This window comes from Candidatus Photodesmus anomalopis, from assembly GCF_000731785.2.
Classification (GTDB): Bacteria; Pseudomonadota; Gammaproteobacteria; order Enterobacterales; family Vibrionaceae; genus Vibrio; species Vibrio anomalopis.
In genome coordinates, this window is record NZ_JGVJ01000010.1 from 107,268 (window position 1) to 130,361 (window position 23,094).

Here is a 23,094-nt window from a genome sequence, read left to right on the forward strand (position 1 = left end):
TTTAAAAGTATTTTTCTTTAATTTGATTGTTAGCTCTTTTGAATAATTTTTCTAGCCTTTTTTAAACTGATTGAAATTAATTTATATTATACTTTATAAGCATTCCTATTTAGTAAAGGAGCCGGGTACAATTTTTAACCACAAGTAAGTTAAAAATTGTACATTCAGAAATAAGGTCTAGTTTTTCTGTATTTAATTTCAATAATCTATTCAACGATTTAAGGCCGATAAAAATAATCTCATAAAATCTTGTTCATATAAGTCTATCCTATTTTCATCTTTGTTTAGTAAATAAAGTTTTTAATTTTATTATCAATTGTGTGCAATAGGACTAGGACTAAATATCATATCGCTGTTTCATAAGATTTTGGTACTAATATATGGTGAGTTTTTGCATGGCTTGATTATCTTTTAAAGTTATCATTAAATAATTGGTTTTTTATTTAGTTAGGTTAAGTATAAATTTAACTATTTAAATTAAAATAAGTGAATTAAATTTTGTCTAACTTTATTGCTCGACTCAATTTACTACTGAAGAATCTTGACGTTTTTAGACAGTATACTCGTGGTATAGAACGTGAGGCATTACGCTGCTATAAGAATGGAAGATTAGCAACAACACCACATCCTAAAGGACTAGGTTCAGCTTACTCTAATAGGTGGATAACGACAGATTTTTCTGAGTCTCTTTTAGAATTTATCACTCCTGTTTCAAATGATATTTCAGTGTTATTGTCTCAATTAGAAGATATGCATCATTTTACTCAAACGAAATTAGGTAAAGAAAGATTATGGCCGTTATCAATGCCTTGTCATATTAGCAATGAAAATGATATTAATTTAGCTCAATATGGTTCTTCTAATTCAGCTAAAATGAAAATGTTATATCGGAAAGGTTTAAAATATCGTTATGGCAGTCTTATGCAAATTATTTCAGGTGTACATTTTAATTTTTCATTTCCAGATAGCTTCTGGGATGCTTTGTTTGGAGAACAAGATAATATTTCAAGAAGATTAAGTAAGTCTAAAACATATTTTGGATTAATTAGAAATTATTATCGTTTTGGTTGGTTAATTCCTTATTTTTTTGGTGCATCTCCTGCTTTATGTTCATCGTTTGTCAAAGATAAAAATGTTACATTACCATTTAAAAATATCGGTAAAACTTTGTATTTACCAAAAGCTACATCATTACGACTAAGTGACCTTGGTTATATCAATAGTTTTCAAAATTCATTTAAAATTAGTTTAAATACACTAGAGCAATATCTTAATGATTTAAATCAAGCTATTAGAATGCCTTCTGAAAATTTTAGAAAAATTGGTGTCAAAATAAATGGTGAGCATCGTCAATTGAATAGCAATTTATTACAAATTGAAAATGAGCTATATACACCAATTCGTCCTAAATGTATAGCTAAGAATGGAGAAAAACCTGCAGAAGCATTAAAGAATTTTGGAGTTGAGTACATTGAAGTTCGTTCATTGGATATTAATCCATATAGCCCAATTGGTATTACTAAAGAACAAATTTGTTTTTTAGACATATTTCTAACATGGGCATCATTAATTGATTCTGATCACATGGATTATTCTGAATTTATATACTGTTGTGATAATTGGAGAAAAGTTGTTCTTCAAGGTCGTAAGATAGGACTTGAATTACGTATTGATTATCATTATGAAAAAATAATTACTCTTCAAGAGTGCGCTAAAGATATATTCAAGGATTTATTATTAATTGCTAAATCTATGGACATTGTTCATTCTAGTACCGAATATCAAGATATTTGTACTAAGCTAAGCTCTTGGATTAATGATCCGGAATTGACAGTTTCAGGTCAATTATTGGAAATGACTAAGAGATATGGTAGTTTTAAAGAGGTAGGTTATAGATTGGGAGAGCAGTATCGTTCTACATATCTCAATCATCGATATAAGGTATATTCTAGCCAAGAGCTAGAAAATGAAGTTGTTCGTTCTCGATATGCTCAGGCTAATCAGGAGAAAACTGATATTCAAAGTTTTGATGAATATCTAGAAGAATATTTTTCATATTTAAAAAGGTAGTTATGAAATTAAAGTGTTTATATGTAGTTATTTGTACTATTTTATTTTCCGGTTGTGTCAGTTCACCACCAAAACAAAAAAACGATATATGTGCAATTTTTCAGGAAAAACCAAACTGGTATGCTGCTGCTGTTAAAATGAAAAAAAAATTTAGGGTTCCAATTCATATTGCAATGGCATTTATGGCACAAGAAAGCAACTATAAGCATAATGCTCGTCCTCCAAAGAAGTATATTTTAGGTTTTATACCATGGGGGAGACTAAGTACTGCTTATGGGTATGCACAAGCAAAAGATTCTACTTGGAAAGATTTTCAGAATGAAATCAATTCAAGTGCTAGTAGGACAAATTTTGATAATTCTATTATGTTTATCGGTTGGTATATTAATGAAACTCAAAAACAATTAGGGATATCTAAATGGGATTCTTATAATCAGTATATTGCATATCATGAAGGCAGACGTGGTTACAAACAGAAAAGGTATCAATCAAATTTATTTTTAAAAAATATCGCGAAAAAAGTGGAAGAACAGGCAAGAGATTATGGTTGGCAATTAAAAAAATGTCAAAAAAAAATAGATACTAATCGTTATTGGTCATTCTGGTAATTCTAAATCAGGCTATACTTAAAGTTTCCATAAACTATAGAAATGTAACATAATCTAAATACGAAAATAGTATTTAAAGCTGGAAATAATTTGGAATGAAATTAACTTGGAAACCTACAGCAACAATTGAACAATTAAAAAAACGTAGTACTATTATTAATAATATTCGTGCGTTTTTCTCTAAACGAAGTATTTTGGAAGTAGATACTCCATCTTTAAGTCATAGAACAGTAACAGATATTCATCTTAGTAGTTTTAAAACATCCTTTATTGGTCCTAATTATACTAATGGGACTCCAATATATTTAATAACTAGTCCCGAGTTTCATATGAAGCGTTTATTAGCAGCAGGGTCTGGTTCTATATATCAAATTTGTAAATCATTTCGTAATAATGAGAGTGGTTCTCATAATAGTCCAGAATTTACAATGTTAGAGTGGTATAGAGTAGACTTTAATCATCATCAACTTATGGATGAAGTGGATGAATTACTTCAGTTAATTTTAAATTCCAGATTAGCAGAACGTATTAGTTATCAACAAGCTTTTATCGATGCTTTAGGGATATGTCCATTGGAAGATCCTATAGAACAGTTACAACAAGCTGCACTGAGGTTTGGTTTGCATGATAGTTCTAATTTGCTAACAAATAGGGATATGTTACTTCAATTACTATTTAGTTTTGCTGTAGAAAAGACATTTGATAAACAAGTTCCTATATTTGTTTATAATTTTCCATCTTCACAGGCCTTACTTGCTAGAATCAATGCCAATGATAAAAGGGTAGCAGATCGCTTTGAGTTATATTTTAATGGTATTGAATTAGCTAATGGTTTTTATGAACTTAATAATCCTAAAGAGCAGTTAGCGCGTTTTAAACATGATAATCTTCTTCGTATAGATATGGGTTTACCAAGTAACCCTATTGATTATCATTTAATTGATGCAATTCAATCTGGTTTGCCAAATTGTTCGGGTGTAGCCTTAGGTATAGATCGATTAGTCATGCTTGCGTTAGGCTGTGATAATATTGATCAAGTAATGGCCTTCCCATTTTATAAAGCATGAATTTACATTATAATTAACCTTTCATTTACTCGCCTTGGATTAGTATTTTCGTTATACTCCATATCAAGTTTATTTAAACATTGCAAGAACAGGGAATATGCAAGAGTATATTGATTTTTTTCAACAAAATTTGATTTTATTTTTAATATGGCTTTCTCTTTTTTTTGCTTTAATCGTTCATTTTCTTAAATCTTACAATATCTTATATAAAGAAATAACCACTTCAGAAGCAGTTTTATTAATGAATCGTGAAAATGGAATTATAATTGATATCCGTTCTCAAGATAAATTTAAAAAAGGTCATATTATTAATTCTGTTAATATCTTACCATTAGACCTTAAAAAAGGCAATTTAGGTAACCTTATAAATTATAAATCCAGACCAATTATTGTAGTTTGTGAAACTGGTAACTCTTCTAAAGAAAGTGCTCATTTATTGATAAAATCTAAGTTTAAAAAAGTTAATGTCTTGAAAAATGGTTTAATCGCTTGGAAGGAAGATAATATTCCTTTAATTTCTAATAATATTATATAGAGGTATGCTACCTATAGGTAGATAAACTAGACTTTTTTTAGAGGTATTTTAAAAAAAATAAATTTGATTTTATTTAGCAAATTTATTCTAAGGAGTATAAAATGTATTATTTAAGGATTATATGATGGCTCTTGAAGATGAAAACCAAGAACAACAGAATTTTTCAATTAAACGTATTTTTTTAAAAGATGTATCTTTTGAAGTGCCAAGTTCCTCCCAGGTATTTAAGAAAGCATGGAAACCAGATGTAAAATTGGAGATTGATGCTAAAAGTTCTGAATTATACAAAAGTACTTATGAAGTTTTATTACGGTTAACAGTAGTTGTTACTAATGCACAAGAAACAGCTTTTTTATGTGAAATTCAACAGGGTGGTATCTTTACTGTAAATAATATAAAAGCAAATAAACTAGCTCATTGTTTAGGCGCTTTTTGTCCAAATATTTTATTTCCATATGCCAGAGAAACTATTTCAAGTTTAGTTATTAAAGGTACTTTTCCTCAACTTAATCTAGATCCAGTAAATTTTGATGCACTATTTATAAATTATTTAAAGAAACAAGAAAACAAAGGAAAACACTGAATGTGACCTGCTTTTCTATTAAAAGAACCTTATTAACGCAAAATATTTTAGTGCTTAATCTAGTATCAGATAGATTGAGTTGTATATAATTAGGTACGAAAAAATAATGGTTCTAAATGTTAATAATAATTATACTAACGAAGTTTCTATGGCAGTCATTGGAGCCGGTTCCTATGGCACATCATTAGCTATTTCTTTAGCTCGTAATAGCGATAATATTGTTTTATTATGGGGACATAAGTTAGACCATATGGTGCAACTTATTAAAGATCGTGCTAATCATCGATTTTTGCCTGGTATTAATTTTCCAAAAACGCTTATCATTGAGTCTAATTTAGAAAAGCTTGTTCAGGCTAGTCGTGATCTATTGATTGTAGTACCAAGTCATGTTTTTTCTAGTATTTTAAGGGATATAAAACCTTATCTCCGTAAAGACACAAGAATTTGTTGGGCCACTAAAGGTCTTGAACCGGAAACAGGTCGTCTTTTGGAAGAAGTTGTTCATGATGTTATTGGTAATCAGTATTCATTAGCAGTTTTATCTGGCCCTACATTTGCAAAAGAGCTTGCTATGGGGATGCCAACTGCAATATCAGTTGCTTCATCTGATATTCAGTTCGTAGAAGAATTACAAGAAAAAATTCATTGTAATAAGACATTTCGTGTATATGCTAATAGTGATTTTACAGGCATGCAGCTTGGTGGTGCAGTAAAAAATGTTATTGCGATAGGTGCTGGGATATCAGATGGAATTGGGTTTGGTGCTAATGCTCGTACGGCACTTATTACTCGGGGTTTAGCAGAAATGACACGTTTAGGTTTTGCTTTAGGTGCAAAACTTGAAACTTTTATGGGTATGGCAGGTCTTGGAGATTTAGTATTAACTTGTACTGACAATCAATCTCGTAATCGTCGTTTTGGTGTTGCAGTAGGAGCAGGGCAAAACATAGCTACAGCTCAAAAAGAAATAGGTCAAGTTATTGAAGGCTATCATAATACAAAAGAGGTTTATATGCTTGCAAAACGTGTGAATGCAGAAATGCCAATTGTTGAGCAAATATATCAGGTATTATATCAAGGGAAAAATGTGCATTTAGCAGCTAAAGATTTACTAGCTCGTGATAAAAAATCGGAGGGCAAGTAGTTTTTACTTTTAATATTTTTAAGCAAAGTTCAAATTTTTTCCGTTAGATCTGTTTAGCATTTATTTTTGGTAAATTTTTAGCTAAAGATATTGAGTCAATAGTTTAAGTACAAAATTAATTAATACTAAATTTAAATATTTTTTGTTTGATTCTATAGTAATTAATATTACTGATTCTTCTAGTTTGTTATAGAGCCTAGCTATATAATTTAGGTATTATAAATGTAATATAATATGATGGAAATCTTGTAATTTAGTTAGTAATATTATTGTTTTTCATTTCCTTATTGAGTAAAATATTAAGTTGGCTTCTAGCTCTTGTAAATTATTTTTACTCTAGTAAGTTTGTTCTAGATTTTGCTAGAATAGTCAGGTTTATAGCCTACCTATTAAAGGAAGTGAAAATTATGGTTCTAGGTAAACTTCAAATTGATCCAACACTAGAGTGGTTTCTTTCACATTGTCATATTCATAAGTATCCTTCAAAAAGTACATTAATTCATGCAGGTGAAAAATCAGAGACTTTGTACTATATCGTTAAAGGTTCTGTTGCTGTTCTTATTAAAGATGAAGAAGGAAAGGAAATGATTCTTTCTTATCTTAATCAAGGTGATTTTATTGGCGAGCTTGGTTTATTTGAAGAAGATCAGGAACGTACAGCTTGGGTACGTGCAAAAGTTCCTTGTGAAGTAGCTGAAATTTCATTTAAGAAATTTCGTCAACTCATTCAAGTTAATCCAGATATTTTAATGCATCTTTCTGCACAAATGGCAAGGCGTCTTCAAGTTACTAGTCAGAAAGTAGGTGACTTGGCGTTTTTAGATGTAACAGGTCGGATTGCACAGACTTTATTAAACTTAGCTAAACAACCTGATGCAATGACTCATCCTGATGGGATGCAAATTAAAATTACTCGTCAAGAAATTGGACAGATTGTCGGTTGCTCTCGTGAAACTGTTGGGCGTATTTTAAAGATGTTAGAAGAGCAGAATCTAATTTCAGCTCATGGTAAAACTATTGTGGTTTATGGTACTCGTTGATTTCGGTTATTAAATATTTTTAGATATTTAATAGATTTAATAAATCTATACTTAACGATAATATATTTTTAGCTATGAAGGTTATTGTGACATTATAAGCCATAGATTAAGACTAAAATTATAGTGAATAGAATTAACAAATTTGTTATATGACATATGACATATAGTGAATTTAAGATTTAATTGCAAAACTAAACTAGGCCTTGGTAAGATACTATTTGTAGAAAAGGACCAAAATATTCTTTATCTAGTGAATTAGTAATACTAGTAACATCGATAGTTCCAGGAGTAATAAAAGCTGATAATTTGAATTTAGCTTTAATTAAGATTAAACAGCCAGGTGATTTTAGCTATTATGCTTAGAAGGTTTAGGATAAACCCTAAACCTTGGTATGCATAAAAGTTTCCAGTATGAACATTACTTGTTTGTACTTCATCAAAAAATCAAAAATCGTGTTAATAACATACATAGTTGCTTAATGGTTTGAATAAATTTATTTTTTGATAAGATTAATCTTTTTTAAAGGTTCTATAATTACAGCGCAAGTATGATTTGGTTTTATTGGATTATGAACCATTACATCATTTAACTACGCACTACCTGAACCTGATTCTTGCTTATCATTATAGTTTCCTATATTAATAAACTAAAATCAGCAAAAGTTAGTTTTACTTAAATAAACTTAGTTATTGAATAAAGTTTAATAAAAGCTGATGTCCTTGCTCTGTTTTTATTGATTCAGGATGAAATTGTATTCCATTAATTGCAAATATTTTATGACGATAGCCCATGATTTCATCTATGCAACCACTAGCTAATTCAGTCCATGCTGTAATTTCAAAGCAATCTGGCAACGTGTTTTTTTCAACAACTAATGAATGATAACGTGTTGCTGTAAATGGATTTTTCAATCCATAAAATATATCCTGTCGATTATGTACAATGAGTGATGTTTTGCCGTGCATAATTTGACGAGCATGTACTATTGTTCCTTCAAAAGCTTGTGCAATAGCCTGATGACCAAGACAAATTCCTAAAATAGGCAGTTTATCTGAAAAGTATTTAATTACTTCTAAAGAAATGCCAGCTTGATTAGGTGTACATGGGCCAGGAGAAATAACTAAGTGTGTTGGATTAAGTCTTTGAATCCCAGAAATATCAATTTTATCATTGCGTACTACCTTGACTTTTCTTCCTAGTTGACAGAAATATTGATATAAATTGTATGTAAAGGAATCGTAATTATCGATAATAAGCAGCATAGCCATAAAATAAAATATGTTAACTTATATATATACCGCTACATTATCTATCATTAAAAACAAAAAACAAGTCATTAACTTTATTTAGTAGAAAGTGCTTTGCAATTTTGATTACTTGTATCCTTTAAGTTTATTAAAATAGAAGTATATAACTTAAAAATAAGTTTGTATATACTACTTTTTGAAAAGTTATTTTTTCAAGATGATATTAAGCGTTTCGGGATTACTGTTCCACTTTTATCAATCATGGCAACACCAATGAAAATTTTAGTTTCTTTAGTTATTATTCGAACAAAACCTTGAGCTGATATCTCTTCTTCTGGCAATTTAATTTTGATGCCATTACAAATAAGTTTTACTAGTTTTTCATCTATATTTATTTTAGGTAAGTGTCTAATAGCAGTATCCATTGGCATCAATAAAGAATCTAAGAATGTTTCATTAGGAAGCTTTTTTTTCTGAGCCTGTTTAACTAGTTCATTAAGTTCATCTAATGTTATCATTTGATGATATAGATAATTAGCGAACCCAATACGTCGTAACTGAGTAATATGAGCTCCACATCCTAGAATTTCACCTAGATCATTTACAATAGTACGTATATAAGTTCCTTTTGAAGAGTGAATTTCTATCTCGAGCTCATCTTTTTTAAAGTAAAGAAGTTTTATGTAGTATACTGTAATTTTACGCGCTTTACGTGGAATTTCAACTCCATTACGAGCATATTTATAAAGTGGATAACCTTTATATTTTAGTGCAGAAAACATTGAAGGAATTTGAAGAATTTCACCTGTAAATTTTTTTAAAGAATGATCTAATTGTTTTCGTGTTACATTTATATCACGAGTTTCAATAATTTTTCCATTTGAATCTGAGGTATCAGTACGTTCACCAAGTTTTATTTTTGCAATGTAACATTTATCAGAGTTCAATAAAAATTGAGAGAATTTTGTTGCTTCTCCAAAACAGATTGGCAACATACCAGTTGCTAAAGGATCAAGAGTACCAGAGTGTCCTGCTTTTTTAGCACAATAAAGCCGTTTAACTTGTTGTAATGCATGATTAGATGAAATGTTCATCGGTTTATCAAGTAAAATAATTCCATTAACTGAACGACTATTTAGATAGTTTTCTATCATAACAGTTCATCCTTTTTTTGATATTTTGCTTTATTACTACGAATTCGATAACTATCCTTGTTTATTAGGTTTGATATGTGTCTACCTTTAGTTAAGGTGTAATCATAAGAAAAATGAATATGAGGTGTTAAACGTAAACGTATACGTTTACTCAAGAGCATACGGATATAAACCTCATACTTTTTAAGCAAAGATAAACGATTTTCTGGTGTTTCTATTTTTTTATTGGAAAAAAAAGTTACAAAAACCTTAGCATAGGATAAATCACGTGATATTTGTATATCAGAAATAGTTATCATACCTAAACTAGGTTCACTAATTTTGTGTTGCAGAATATAAGCTAGTTCTTTGCGTAGCTGCTGTGCAATGCGTTTAGTTCGGCTAAAATCCTTAGGCATTTTATTTGGCTGCTGTATTTAATCTAAAGTACGTGTAATTTTGAAAATTTCAAATACTTCTATTTGATCACCAATACGAATATCATTATAGTTTTTAACGCCAATACCACATTCATAACCATTTTTAATTTCTTGAACATCATCCTTAAAGCGACGTAAAGATTCTAATTCACCTTCATAAATAACAACATTGTCACGTAATATTCGGATTGGATTGCTACGCTTAATTAGACCTTCAGTTACCATACAACCTGCAATTGCACCTAGTTTAGGTGATTTAAATATATTACGAACTTCCGCAAGACCAATAATTTGTTGTTTTAATGTTGGTGTAAGCATTCCACTCATCGCTTTTTTTACTTCATCAATTAATTGATAAATAACTGAATAGTAACGAAGATCTAAATGTTCTGTTTCAATAGTACGACGAGCAGATGCGTCTGCTCGTACATTAAAACCAAGAATTATTGCATTAGAAGCAGCTGCAAGAACTGCATCAGTTTCTGTAATCCCTCCAACACCAGAACCAACTATATTTACTTTTACTTCATTAGTAGAAAGCTCAAGTAAAGAGTCTGAAATAGCTTCAACAGATCCTCGAACATCAGCTTTAAGTACAACATTTAGTTCGGCAATATCACCAGAAGTCATATCTGAGAATATATTTTCAAGTTTAATTTTTTGTTGGTTTGCAAGTTTTACATCACGAAATTTGCCTTGACGATAATTAGCTACTTCACGAGCTTTGCGTTCGTCACGTACGACTGTAGCATCATCACCAGATACTGGAACAGCAGAAAGACCAAAAATTTCTACAGGGATAGATGGACCTGCAGTTATAATTTCTTGACCATTTTCATTCCGCATAGCACGAACACGACCATATTCTTGACCACAAAGTATTATATCACCTTTATTTAGCGTACCAGACTGAACTAAAATCGTTGCTACTGGACCACGACCTTTATCCAGACGAGATTCGATTACAATACCAGAAGCCATTCCGTCTTTAATGGCGGTAAGTTCAAGCATTTCAGATTGTAGGAGAATAGTTTCTAACAGAATATCAATATTAGTACCTTGTTTTGCAGAGATATTAACAAACATATTCTCACCTCCCCATTCTTCAGGTATAACACTGTAATTTGCGAGCTCGTTTTTTATATTATCTGGGTTTGCGTTTTCTTTATCTATTTTATTGACGGCAATAATTAACGGAACATTGGCTGCTTTAGCATGTTGTATTGCTTCAATTGTTTGTGGCATAACACCATCATCCGCTGCGACAACGAGTACAACTATATCTGTTACTTGAGCCCCCCGAGCACGCATAGCAGTAAAAGCTGCGTGTCCAGGAGTATCCAGAAATGTAATCATTCCATTTTTAGTTTTTACGTGATATGCACCTATGTGTTGTGTGATACCACCAGATTCTTTAGAAACCACATGAGCTTTGCGAATATAATCAAGTGTGGAAGTTTTACCATGATCAACATGTCCCATGATAGTTACTACTGGAGCACGACTCTTTGGAAGAGTATCAGAATCACGATCGGAAAGTACTGCTTCTTCAAGATCATTGTCTTTACGCAGGATAACTTTATATCCTATTTCTTCAGCTACTAGGGCAGCTGTTTCTTGATCGATTACTTGATTAATGGTAGCTATGGCTCCCATTTTCATCATAACTTTAATCACCTCGGCGCATTTCATTGACATTTTATTTGCTAGTTCAGAAACAATAATTGTTTCACCAATGATAATATCCTGTTTAGTTACTACAGCTGTTTTAGTAAAAGTATGCTGGGTTGAGTTTAATATAGAATGTTTGTTTTTGTTTCGAATTTTGCTATTGCGTTGATTATTACGAGTATCACGAATGTGCTCATGGTTAGAATGTTTTTTTTTCTTTCGACGTCCTCCTTCTTCTTTTTTACGATCTTCATCATCTTCAGCTTCACGAGCATATGTAGAAGTAGTTAAATGGTAATCAGAATTTTCTAGTTCTGTTTTTCTTTCTTCTTCAGTCCAACGAACTTGGTTTTCTTCAGCAAGTTTACGTGCTTTTTCTACAAGTTTTATTGATTCTCTTTCTGCTTTACGCTGAGCTTCCTCTTCTTGACGGAGCTTAAATTCATCAATTTGTTTTTTTACTACTTGTTCATTTGCATTAACGTCTGCATTTTTTGAATTCATTTGTTTCTTAGCCTTTCCAGCTTGCACCCGTTTAGCTTTCTTTTTAATGGTTTTATTTTTTTCATTTACTTTGAGTGTTGTTGAAATTTCTGTAGTTTTATCTTCAATACTACTGCGTTTTACATAGATACGTTTTTTGCGCACTTCTACTTGAATATCTTTGCTTTTTCCACTTCCTGCTATGACACTTAATGTACTTCTAGTTTTACGCTGAAGAGTTAAACGAGTCGGTTCAGATTCTCCAGACATATCACCATGTTCCTTTTTTAGATGACTTAATAGCTTTTGTTTTTCGACATCTGAAACTTTCTCATTACTTGCTTTTTTAATTCCTGCATCAGCAAGTTGCTCAATTAAGCGATCAACTGGTATGCCAATCTCTTGACTTAGAGCTTTTACAGTTAATTCTGTCATTAGGCATCCTCTTTGTTGCTGAAATTATTTCCCATTATTGAACCAACAAATGTTACGTGCCTCCATAATTAGCTTACCGGCATGTTCTTCTGTTAATCCATTGATTCCTTCTAGCTCATCAATGCTTTGTTCAGCTAGATTTTCTAGTGTACTGATTCCTTTCGCTGCAAGCTTAAATGCCATTTCACGTTCTAGACCTTTAAGATTAAGTAGATTTTGAGAAAGCTTAACACCTTCAAAAGTTTCTTCCTGTGCTAATGCTATAGTTGTAAGTGCATCTTTAGCACGGCTACGAAGTTCTTCAACAAGTTTTTTATTTAATCCATCTACTTTTAATAATTCATTAACTGGTACATAAGCTACTTCTTCTAACGATGAAAATCCTTCTTCAGATAAGATTTCTGCAAAATTTTTCTCGATATTTAGATACTTCATAAATATTTTAATAGATGCTTGTGATTCTTTTTGATGTTTTTCTTCTAGTTCAGTAATAGTCATTATGCTAAGCTCCCAGCCAGTTAATTGAGATGCTAAACGTACATTTTGACCATTTCTACCAATAGCTTGTGCTAAATTATTCTTTTCAACTGCAATGTCCATAGAATGTTCATCTTCATCAACTATAATTGAAACTACATCTGCTGGAGCTATTGTATTGATAGCAAATTGAGCTGGATTATCATCCCAAAGTACGATATCAATACGTTCACCAGCTAATTCACTAGAAACGGCTTGGACACGAGCACCACGCATACCAACACAAGCACCAACCGGATCAATTCGACGATCGTTAGTTTTGACTGCTATTTTAGCACGAGAGCCAGGATCACGAGCAGCACCTTTTAATTCAATAAGATCTTCACCAATTTCTGGCACTTCAATACGAAATAATTCTTCTAGCATCTCAGGTTTTGAACGAGTAATAAACAGTTGGAAACCGCGAGATTCAGGTACAATTTTATATAAAAGTCCACGAACACGATCTCCTGGTCGAAAATTTTCTCTCGGTAGTTGATCATCACGTAAAATTACTGCTTCAGCATTGTTACCTAAGTCTAAAATTACTATTTCCCTATTTACTTTTTTGACAACACCAGTAATTAGATCACCTTCTTTATCTATAAATTGTGAGACAATTTGTGTTCGTTCAGCTTCACGTACTTTTTGTACAATAACTTGTTTTGCCGTTTGGGTAGTGATGCGATCAAAGGTTACTGAATCGATGTTATCTTTAATAAAACAACCAATAGTAATAGTTTCATTTTCATATTGAGCAGCTTCGATGGAAATTTCTTTTGTCGGATTTTCAACTGTTTTAACTACTTCCCATTGACGAAAAGTTTGAAATTCACCTGTTTTCCGGTCGATAATAACATGCACATCAATATCGATTTCATATTTTTTCTTAGTTGATGTAGCTAAAGCAATCTCTAAAGCTTCAAAAATTCGTTCTCTAGGTACAGCTTTTTCATTTGAAACTGCTTCTACTACTGCTAAAATTTCTTTACTCATTTTAAATTTAGCCTCTTAAGCATCTATTTCTCAAAGAAATTTAAATTTTGGAATTAAGTTAGCTTTCAAGATATTATTGAGTACAAATCGTTTTTTTTCTCCTTGGACATTCAGTACGATACATTGATCTCTAACAGAATGAATTACTCCCTTAAATTTACGGCAATTATTTATTGTTACTTTCAGAATGAGATTAACTTCATGATCAATAAACTTTTCATAATGCGCTAATTTAAAAAGTGGTCTGTCTAAGCCTGGAGAAGAAACTTCTAAAATATAGGGTATTGAAATGGGATCTTCAACGTCTAGTATAGCACTCACCTGATAACTAACTTCTGTACAATTATCTATATTAATTCCTATTTTATTATCAATATAAATTCGTAATATTGAATTGATTGGATAGTTAAATTCTAATCCAATAAATTCATAACCTAATGCTGATATAGGCCCGTTGAGTATGTCAGTCAATTGTTTTTCTAAATTAGTCATATAAAAAATGCTCCAGAAATAAAAAAAGGGCATGGAGCCCAATTTAAATTCCAGATAATCACTTAAAAGATTCTATACCAATTGTATAAAATAAAACAAGTGAATGTGTTCTTTAAATTGCTCTGGATTTATGCAATATAAAAATAAAAGCACCAAAAATCCATCTACCTAAAGTTAATTAAATCATATGGTTAAAAAAACAATTTGTAAATAAAATTATGGTAAGTAATGGTGCCGAGAGAGGGATTTGAACCCTCACACATAAAGCACTAGCACCTCATGCTAGCGTGTCTACCAATTTCACCATCTCGGCACAAAAAAATGATTTGTTTTTATTAGGGTATATCATTATTTCTTGAATCTATATTTTTATCAGTAGAACTATCCTTATTTAATGCAACAATTTCATCTTGATGATTGCTTAAAACTGACCTTTTGCTTGTTTTATTAGCAGACATATTGCCCAGTATTAAGCTTAGTATAAAAAATATAGCTACAAAGATAGAAGTTATTTTAGCTAAAAAACTTCCTCTTCCGCTAGTACCCCAAATAGAGTTTGAAGCACTAGAACCAAATGAAGCCCCTATATCTGCACCTTTTCCTTGTTGAATCAGTATAAAGGAAACAATGAAAAATGCTGTTAAAAGATAAACAGCTAGTAAGACTGAAAACATGACAGTTTCCTATATGTACTTTATCTAACTATTAGAGTTATTATTAATTTTAGAAGAGTAAAATTAATAAGGCTCTTAAATATACAAAGAATAATCCTAACGTAAAATGAACCATAAGAACAAGTAAAATTTACTATAAATAGTAATTTATATACCTAACTAAAATAAAGCTCATAATATATTGCTTATTAAAGCAATGAGCAGTTTTTAAGAATTGCATTAGCAACTTTTTCTGCTAAAGCATTGATTAATTCCATATCTTCTCCTTCAACCATTATACGCAGTAATGGTTCAGTACCAGATTTCCTTACTAAGATTCGTCCTTTTTTGCCTAAAAATCTCCTAACCTCACTGATAGTATTTTTAACAGTTTTTTCCTGAAGTGGATTTGAATTATTAGCTATTTTTATATTTTTAAGTACTTGAGGATATAATGTTACTCCTTGTAAAAGTTCATTTAATGACTTTCCTTGAGTTACTATTGCAGTTAGTACTTGCAGGGCTGCAACAATTGCATCCCCTGTAGTCACTTTATCAAGTAAAATTATATGTCCAGAGCTTTCAGCACCAATTTTCCAGTTTTGTCTTAGCAATTCCTCCATTACATAGCGATCACCAATATGTGTTTGGATAAAAGGGATACCTATATTTTTTAAAGCATTTTTCATACCTAAGTTTGTCATTAATGTTCCAACAACACCGCCTTTTAATTTATTTTGGTACAGAGCATCAGAGGCAATAATATAGGCAATCTGATCACCATTGACTTTATTGCCTAACTCATCTACCATAATGATTCGGTCACCGTCACCATCAAATGCTAAACCTAAGTTTGCTTTTTCATCTAAAACTCTTTTTTGTAAAGCTTTAACATTGGTAGATCCTCGCTTATAGTTAATATTTATACCATTAGGATGTACACCAATTGCAATTACGTTAGAACCAAGCTCGGTAAATACTGTTGGTGCGATATGGTAAGTTGAGCCGTTAGCACAATCAATGACAATTTTTAATCCTGCTAGATTACTATCTACCGGAAAGGTGCTTTTGCAAAACTCAATATAACGACCAGCAGCATCATTTAAACGTGTTGCTTGACCTAATTTAGCAGATTGTACGCATTCTATATTTTTATCAAGTTCCTTTTCAATTGTTAATTCAATATCATCAGGTAACTTAGTTCCTTCTGAAGAAAAAAATTTAATTCCGTTATCTTGGTAAAGATTATGTGATGCAGAAATCACAATACCTGCTTCTGCACGGAAAGTCTGAGTTAAGTAGGCAATAGCCGGAGTTGGCATAGGACCGGTTAAAATAGATTTAAGACCAGCAGCCGCAAGCCCAGCTTCTAAAGATGATTCAAGCATATAACCAGAAATACGAGTGTCTTTTCCAATGATTACTTTATTGGTGCCTTTTTTAGCTAGTATACGACCTGCCGCCCAACCTAATTTTAAAATGAAATCTGGAGTAATTGGATGTCTTCCTACTTTTCCTCGAATTCCATCAGTACCAAAGTAACGTTTTTTATTAGACATACTTGTTCCTTAATTATTATTCGAAGTTAGAATTAGCTCGAATCATCTTGATAATTTTCATTGCTTCTAATGTTTCTCTAAAGTCATGCACTCTAATGATATTAGTCCTTTTAAAAGCTGCAATAGTTGCACATATTACACTGGCAAGAACACAATTTTCAGGTTTTTTATTTAATAATTTAAACAGCATAGATTTTCTAGATATTCCAACTAAAATTGGAAAACCTAATTGATGAAATTTTTCTAAATGTGCTAGTACTTGATAGTTATTCTTTAAAGTTTTATTAAACCCAAAACCAGGATCGAGTATTAATTTATTTTTCTTTATCCCTGCAATTTCGCAAGCCTTAATCCTTTTGATAAAAAAACTAATTATTTCTCGAGAAATATCTTGAGAGTTGGTTTGTTGGATATATTTATCTTTTGTGTGGATTAAACAAACTGGAACTTGAAACGTTTTAGCAATTTCTAAAGCTCCTGGTACTTGCATAGCACAAACATCATTAATCATATCTGCTCCCATTTCTATAGCTTGCCTCATAACTTCTGGCTTACTAGTATCAATAGAAATCCATATATCACTGTTATATTCCCGGATTATTTTAATGATAGGGAGAACACGCTTAAGTTCTTCTGACAAAGATACCTTACTTGCCCCTGGTCTTGTTGATTCTCCTCCAATATCAATAATGCTAACTCCAGAATTAATCATATTTTGCGCTTGTAGAAAAGCTTTATCTAGCGAGTTATATTTACCACCATCAGAGAAAGAATCAGGCGTAACATTTAAGATTCCCATAATATGAATCTTAGATAAATCAAGTGATTTTGTATTATTTTTGATAATCATATAGTTCTAAAAATAGAAAAAAAGATTTGAAATTAGTTATCAGCTTATGCGTTCATAATACTTTGTCTTAATGTCTTTTTAATTTATTATTGTTGTATTAGAGTTTCTATTTGAAGATGTTTGATTTCCATTTCCTTTAACCTTATCATTCCAACCTGCAGGTTCTCTTATCTCCTTTTTGCGTGCCATCAAATCATCAATTTGTCCTGAATCAATTGTTTCATATTTCATGAGAGCATCTTTCATTGCATGCATGATATCCATGTTTTTTTCAAGAATATATTTAGCCCTGTCATAATTATGATCAATAATTTTACGAACCTCATCATCAATTAATTTGGCTGTATTATCAGACATATGTTTTGTCTGAGTAACACTTCGACCAAGGAAAATTTCTCCTTCATCTTCTGCATACAGTAAAGGGCCTAATTTTTCTGAAAATCCCCATTGAGTTACCATTTTTCGCGCAATTTCTGTTGCTCTTTCAATATCGTTAGATGCCCCAGTTGATACTTGATTTTTTCCATAAATTAACTCTTCAGCTAATCGACCGCCATAAAGACTAGATATTATAGATTCAAGATGTTGACGATTCATACTTAAACGATCTTGTTCTGGCAAGTACATAGTGATACCTAAAGCGCGTCCTCTAGGAATTATTGAAACTTTGTATACGGGATCATGCTCCGGTACTAATCGTCCAACAATTGCATGACCTGCTTCATGGTAAGCAGTTGATTCTTTAGTTTCTTCAGACATAACCATAGAACGACGTTCTGCACCCATCATAATTTTATCTTTTGCTAACTCAAATTCAACCATTGAAACATGTTGTTTATTGTTACGGGCTGCGAAGAGGGCAGCTTCGTTTATAAGATTGGCAAGATCAGCCCCGGAAAAACCTGGAGTACCACGTGCTATAAGAGAAGGCTCAACATCGTTTGATAAAGGAACTTTGCGCATATGAACTTTAAGAATTTGTTCACGACCTCGTATGTCAGGTAAACCTACTACAACTTGGCGATCAAAACGGCCAGGGCGAAGTAAGGCGGGATCTAGAACATCTGGTCTATTGGTTGCTGCAATGACAATAATACCTTCATTGCCTTCAAATCCATCCATTTCAACTAGCATTTGATTTAAAGTTTGTTCACGTTCATCATGCCCACCACCAACTCCTGCTCCTCGTTGTCTACCTACTGCGTCAATTTCATCAATAAAAATGATACAAGGGGCTGCTTTTTTTGCTTGTTCAAACATATCTCGTACACGAGATGCACCTACACCAACAAACATTTCTACAAAGTCTGAACCAGAAATAGTAAAGAATGGCACTTTTGCTTCACCAGCAATAGCTTTAGCAAGCAATGTTTTACCAGTACCTGGAGGACCAACCATTAGAATACCAGTTGGTATTTTACCACCCAGTTTTTGGAATCTATTTGGATCTTTCAAATAATCTACTAGCTCTTTAACGTCATCTTTTGCTTCGTCACAACCAGCAACATCAGAAAAAGTAGTTTTAATTTGTTCTTCACTCATCATACGTGCTTTACTTTTTCCAAAAGACATTGCACCTTTACCACCACTGCCTTGCATTTGGCGCATAAAAAAGATCCATACACCAATAAGTAAGATCATAGGGAACCATGAAATAAAAATAGTACCTAGAAGACTTTGCTCTTCTGGTGGAGTTCCTTGTACTTTTACGCTTTGGTTAATTAAATCATCAAGAAGCTTTTGATCATAAACTGGCATATAAGTTATAGACTTAGATGTACTTCCACGACGTGTAAAGGTAATTTCTTGACCTTTAAATGTTGCTTCTTGAATTTGGCCTTGACCCACTTCCTGGAGAAATGTAGTGTAATCAACTGTTCTGATGTTCTTTTCTCCAGGTCTAAAATTTTGGAAAAGTGACATCAATATTACAGCAATAACTAGCCACAAAATTAAATTTTTTACCATATCACTCAAGGTGTCAGCCTCGCGATAATTAATTGTAATTAAAGGGTAGGGTACTACAGTTTGTAATCTGTAGCTATATCATAACGTGTGCTTTTAATGGCAAAGTAGTGAATCTGTATAACCAGAAGCTACAATATAAACTTCTTTGGAACGAGATCGAGAAGCATTTGGTTTCCTGATTTTAACAATTTTAAAAGCGTTACGAACTTTTTTAAGATATTGCTCAAAACCTTCGCCTTGGAAAAGTTTCACTACAAAGCTACCATTAGACACTAAAATTTGTCTACAAATGTTTAAAGCTAACTCAACTAAATGCATTGTACGTGATTGATCGATTGATGAGTGACCAGTCATGTTAGGTGCCATATCAGATAATATCACGTTAACCTTATCAGGTTGAATTTTGTTGAGTAATGTTTTAAAAACCTTCTTCTCACGAATATCACCTTGCAAGAAGGTAACTCCAGGAATTGAATTGATTGGTAAAATATCGCAAGCAATTACTTGTCCTATATCACTTCTAACTATATCAATTACGTATTGTGACCATCCGCCAGGGGCTGCTCCTAAATCAACAACTGTCATTCCTTTTTCTAGTAATTTATCTTTATTCTGAATCTCTTGAATCTTGAATACAGAACGTGAACGATACCCTTTTTTCTTGGCTTCATTAGCATATCTATCATCAAAATGCTCTTTTAACCAGCGTGCGGAGCTACCTGAATTTTTTTTGCTCATGTGAGTTTTTAAACCAAAAAAAGTTCGAACGATGCAATCATTAAATAAAATTTTGCTTCCGATGCAATAACATTCAATTAACGTTAGCGGCATAATGCATGTAAGTAAAGATTTATTCATATAATATACAATTTTTAACTCATTGCAAGAATACTTTTTGATAAAAAACTCTAAGAAAGCAATGTGTTATAGCAATTAGAGCGATTCGTTCTGAACATAATGATAAATTAATAAAGAATATATAAAACCAACCTAGTGTGTGTGTTGATGGATGACGGAAAGTCACTGCTTTGCCGTAGCTTTTCGTAATTCATCTTGTTATGTTATTAGCAATAAAGAACTTTATTAATTTCAAAATCTTTATCTCCACCTGGAGTAGATATAACCACTTCACCACCTTCCATTTTTCCAATTAATCCTCGTGCAATTGGTGAACTAACAGAGATACGACCTGACTTAATATCAGCTTCATCATCACCAACAATTTGATAGGTTTTTTCTTCATTTGTATCAATATCAATAAGTGTTACAGTAGTTCCAAATATAACCTTTCCAGTGTTTTTCATTTTGCTAACATCTATAATCTGAGCTACTGAGAGTTTGTATTCAATGTCACGAATTTGTGCTTCGCAAATAGCTTGCTCCTCACGAGCAGCATGATACTCAGCATTCTCTTTTAAATCTCCCAGATCTCGAGCCTCTGCAATTGCTTCGGAAATTTTAGGGCGAAGTTTAAGTAATCGACGTAGCTCATCACGCAATAGTTGAGCGCCACGGGAAGTCATTGGAACTTTTTCCATTTTATTACCTCTAAATGCTAAAATGCTCGTTGCTTATAAACAGGGCAACTTTAAATAAATAAACCATCTGAAATCATTCTTATAATATTAATGAACAAGCTTCGTGATTAAAGTTATATTATTTCCCTTTTTTTTTCAATACTATACCACATATAGGGCTTAAGATGCTAAGCAAAATAGATATTGATGCTAGTCAGTTAATCTGTAGCAAATTGAGTTAACTTTATCTAACTTTGTACTGAGGTTAGGAAAAACTTTAGTTTTTATCTTTTCTTTTCTATCTTTATTTAGCATGTTCTTTATTGTTGTTTTCAATATCCTAGTACATATGGAACCTAAAATTTTGGTTGTATTTTTCATAAAGTTATTTGATTTGGAGAAATTGAATTTTATATCTCTTAAATTTAATACGATAGGTAATATTATATATTGCTTTCATGATTAATGTTGCATGCTTCTGTACTTAAAGTCAACTAGCTAATTTACTTAATAAGTTTTCATAGACACTATTCTGGAAGGTTTGGTATTATCTATGTTTTATAAAATGTGCTTCAGCACATGGTCAGCCTTTATCCTGATTATTTTACGAATTAGTTTTTTTACATTCTTTGGATAATTATCCACTTTCTCTAGTTGACGATAGGTAAAAATAGGCTTAGTGTGACGAAGAATATTTTCTATCTCTTTTTCAACTTGAGGAGTTAAATAAAAAAAATTATCCTGGATTAAGATAGCATTTTCAAGATCTAATTTCCACCCGCGTGGATTAAGGTTGTTTCCTGTAATTAGCATATAATGTTTATCAACCCAAATTCCTTTTAAATGAAAGCTGTTATCATTATGTTTCCATAGATTAATAGAAAGTTTACAGCTAGAAATATCTGCTTGGTTGGCTTTAGCGAATTGACGTAAGTTTACTTCGTAAAGATAAGGAAGTCCTCCAATAGCCTTAAATTTTTCTTTTGGTGAGATATAGAAATCATTAGCTGTTTTATCACCTACGATAATTGTTACTTTTAAGCCTAAATTTAAGGCTATTTTTATTTTTTTAATTATGCTTTTTGGAAGATTAAAGTAGGGAGTACAGATAAAAATTTCTTTTTTTGCCTGAGTTATAAGTTGATTAATGATCTGGTTTAGTCTATTTTGATGTTTACCGATTCCTACGATAGGTGTTATAGCTATTTGTTCTGGGTTTGCTTTTTCTGAAATAAATTGATAGCTTGATTGAGCTAAAGAAGCTCGAAGTTGACGAATATCAGTTTTTATATCCTTTGTGCTTGGTTTATAATCAGAAGTTAAATCATTAACTGCTGGGTGATCGATTATTTCTTGGCGAATAAATTGGACCATGCTATCAGCTAATGCTTTGCAATTTAGTATATGATATCGATCAAAACGATAACGATCATGATAGTTTAAATAAAGATTATTTAAACTAGCGCCACTGTATATAACTTGATTATCAACAATAAAGCCTTTTAGGTGTAATACACCAAATATTTCTTTTCTATGAATTGGAACACCAAAAATAGGAATTTTATATTCATTGTTATCAGAAAAAGATTTATACATAGCCGCATTACCTTCAGAAGATGCTTCACCAATTAAACCTCGTTGTGCTCTATGCCAATCAACACAGATACTAGTATCAAGCTCTGGTTTTTTCTTTTTTGCTTTGTAAAGTTCAGATAAGATCTCTCGACCTGCTTCATCATCTTCTAGGTACAAAGCAACAAGATAAATCCTTGTACAGGCTGTTTTGATTGCGTTAATAATATGATTCCTAAATTTTTTTGCTGAATAGAGAATTTTAAATTTCTCTGGATTCATTGCAAGGGTAGGAAGTTGGTTAAATGAATTCCTTTTGGCTATCATACCAGATATTCTTTACCTCTATAGTTAAGTAAAAGCATGAAATATTTTAATTAGGAATACTAACAAAAATCAAAAGACTTTTAAGTAGAAGATATCATGTAGTTTGGTTTATATCATAATGCTAAAAAATTTCTCTAATGATCTTTATCTTATGTATGCAATTAAATTTCATTAAATAATGTTATTG

At 31.7% G+C, this 23,094-nt stretch carries 20 protein-coding genes and 1 tRNA gene; 7 read left to right on the forward strand and 14 right to left on the reverse strand.

Annotation, left to right across the window (positions count from 1 at the left end; translation table 11 throughout):
* The first annotated feature begins 498 nt into the window (after nt 1-498).
* From gshA to crp, 7 genes are all read left to right on the forward strand, one after another.
* Complete coding sequence (gshA, locus tag CF66_RS01160) at nt 499-2,070, forward strand: glutamate--cysteine ligase (RefSeq protein ID WP_016503641.1); 1,572 nt, start codon at nt 499-501, stop codon at nt 2,068-2,070.
* A 2-nt stretch (nt 2,071-2,072) separates the two neighbouring features.
* On the forward strand, nt 2,073-2,678 hold the full coding sequence (locus CF66_RS01165; RefSeq protein ID WP_016503640.1) for a transglycosylase SLT domain-containing protein: 606 nt from the start codon (nt 2,073-2,075) through the stop codon (nt 2,676-2,678).
* 95 nt (nt 2,679-2,773) lie between these two features.
* Entirely contained in the window at nt 2,774-3,745 is a 972-nt protein-coding gene (gene epmA / locus CF66_RS01170; RefSeq protein ID WP_016503639.1) for an elongation factor P--(R)-beta-lysine ligase, read from the forward strand.
* Between the two features lie 97 nt (nt 3,746-3,842).
* The gene (locus tag CF66_RS01175; RefSeq protein WP_034411277.1) at nt 3,843-4,280 is read left to right on the forward strand and encodes a rhodanese-like domain-containing protein; all 438 of its coding nucleotides are present in this window, start codon (nt 3,843-3,845) and stop codon (nt 4,278-4,280) included.
* Nucleotides 4,281-4,404: 124 nt separating this feature from the next.
* Entirely contained in the window at nt 4,405-4,863 is a 459-nt protein-coding gene (gene secB, locus CF66_RS01180) for a protein-export chaperone SecB (protein WP_016503637.1), read from the forward strand.
* Nucleotides 4,864-4,969: 106 nt separating this feature from the next.
* Complete coding sequence (gene gpsA / locus CF66_RS01185; protein WP_016503636.1) at nt 4,970-6,007, forward strand: NAD(P)H-dependent glycerol-3-phosphate dehydrogenase; 1,038 nt, start codon at nt 4,970-4,972, stop codon at nt 6,005-6,007.
* A gap of 407 nt (nt 6,008-6,414) precedes the next feature.
* Nucleotides 6,415-7,047, forward strand: a complete 633-nt coding sequence (gene crp, locus CF66_RS01190) for a cAMP-activated global transcriptional regulator CRP (protein WP_016503635.1) — start codon at nt 6,415-6,417, stop codon at nt 7,045-7,047.
* Nucleotides 7,048-7,734: 687 nt separating this feature from the next.
* Here the strand turns inward: crp and CF66_RS01195 are convergent.
* The 14 genes from CF66_RS01195 to pssA all read right to left on the reverse strand — a co-directional run bounded on the left by CF66_RS01195 (nt 7,735) and on the right by pssA (nt 22,907).
* Nucleotides 7,735-8,310 carry an aminodeoxychorismate/anthranilate synthase component II gene (locus CF66_RS01195; RefSeq protein ID WP_034411465.1) on the reverse strand — a complete coding sequence of 192 codons (576 nt, stop codon included), beginning with the start codon at nt 8,308-8,310 and terminating at the stop codon, nt 7,735-7,737.
* A 197-nt stretch (nt 8,311-8,507) separates the two neighbouring features.
* Nucleotides 8,508-9,449, reverse strand: a complete 942-nt coding sequence (truB, locus tag CF66_RS01200; RefSeq protein ID WP_034411279.1) for a tRNA pseudouridine(55) synthase TruB — start codon at nt 9,447-9,449, stop codon at nt 8,508-8,510.
* Nucleotides 9,446-9,847, reverse strand: a complete 402-nt coding sequence (gene rbfA / locus CF66_RS01205; RefSeq protein ID WP_016503632.1) for a 30S ribosome-binding factor RbfA — start codon at nt 9,845-9,847, stop codon at nt 9,446-9,448. Before rbfA ends, truB begins: the two co-directional genes overlap by 4 nt.
* Nucleotides 9,848-9,865: 18 nt before the next feature.
* Nucleotides 9,866-12,457: a translation initiation factor IF-2 gene (gene infB, locus CF66_RS01210; protein WP_016503631.1), complete on the reverse strand. Its 2,592-nt coding sequence runs from the start codon at nt 12,455-12,457 to the stop codon at nt 9,866-9,868.
* A gap of 24 nt (nt 12,458-12,481) precedes the next feature.
* The gene (gene nusA, locus CF66_RS01215) at nt 12,482-13,969 is read right to left on the reverse strand and encodes a transcription termination factor NusA (RefSeq protein WP_016503630.1); all 1,488 of its coding nucleotides are present in this window, start codon (nt 13,967-13,969) and stop codon (nt 12,482-12,484) included.
* A gap of 30 nt (nt 13,970-13,999) precedes the next feature.
* The gene (gene rimP / locus CF66_RS01220; protein WP_016503629.1) at nt 14,000-14,461 is read right to left on the reverse strand and encodes a ribosome maturation factor RimP; all 462 of its coding nucleotides are present in this window, start codon (nt 14,459-14,461) and stop codon (nt 14,000-14,002) included.
* A gap of 229 nt (nt 14,462-14,690) precedes the next feature.
* Nucleotides 14,691-14,774, reverse strand: a tRNA-Leu gene (locus CF66_RS01225).
* 22 nt (nt 14,775-14,796) lie between these two features.
* Nucleotides 14,797-15,135, reverse strand: coding sequence for a preprotein translocase subunit SecG (secG, locus tag CF66_RS01230; RefSeq protein ID WP_016503628.1), 339 nt, complete (start codon nt 15,133-15,135; stop codon nt 14,797-14,799).
* A 188-nt stretch (nt 15,136-15,323) separates the two neighbouring features.
* Nucleotides 15,324-16,673 (reverse strand): phosphoglucosamine mutase, encoded by a 1,350-nt coding sequence (gene glmM, locus CF66_RS01235; RefSeq protein ID WP_034411282.1) that lies wholly within the window; start codon nt 16,671-16,673, stop codon nt 15,324-15,326.
* Nucleotides 16,674-16,689: 16 nt separating this feature from the next.
* Complete coding sequence (gene folP / locus CF66_RS01240) at nt 16,690-17,523, reverse strand: dihydropteroate synthase (protein ID WP_034411284.1); 834 nt, start codon at nt 17,521-17,523, stop codon at nt 16,690-16,692.
* A 78-nt stretch (nt 17,524-17,601) separates the two neighbouring features.
* Nucleotides 17,602-19,491, reverse strand: coding sequence for an ATP-dependent zinc metalloprotease FtsH (gene ftsH / locus CF66_RS01245; RefSeq protein WP_016503625.1), 1,890 nt, complete (start codon nt 19,489-19,491; stop codon nt 17,602-17,604).
* 93 nt (nt 19,492-19,584) lie between these two features.
* On the reverse strand, nt 19,585-20,229 hold the full coding sequence (rlmE, locus tag CF66_RS01250; protein ID WP_034411469.1) for a 23S rRNA (uridine(2552)-2'-O)-methyltransferase RlmE: 645 nt from the start codon (nt 20,227-20,229) through the stop codon (nt 19,585-19,587).
* A gap of 326 nt (nt 20,230-20,555) precedes the next feature.
* The gene (gene greA, locus CF66_RS01255; protein ID WP_016503623.1) at nt 20,556-21,029 is read right to left on the reverse strand and encodes a transcription elongation factor GreA; all 474 of its coding nucleotides are present in this window, start codon (nt 21,027-21,029) and stop codon (nt 20,556-20,558) included.
* A gap of 537 nt (nt 21,030-21,566) precedes the next feature.
* Nucleotides 21,567-22,907: a CDP-diacylglycerol--serine O-phosphatidyltransferase gene (gene pssA / locus CF66_RS01260; protein WP_016503622.1), complete on the reverse strand. Its 1,341-nt coding sequence runs from the start codon at nt 22,905-22,907 to the stop codon at nt 21,567-21,569.
* Nucleotides 22,908-23,094 lie beyond the last annotated feature (187 nt).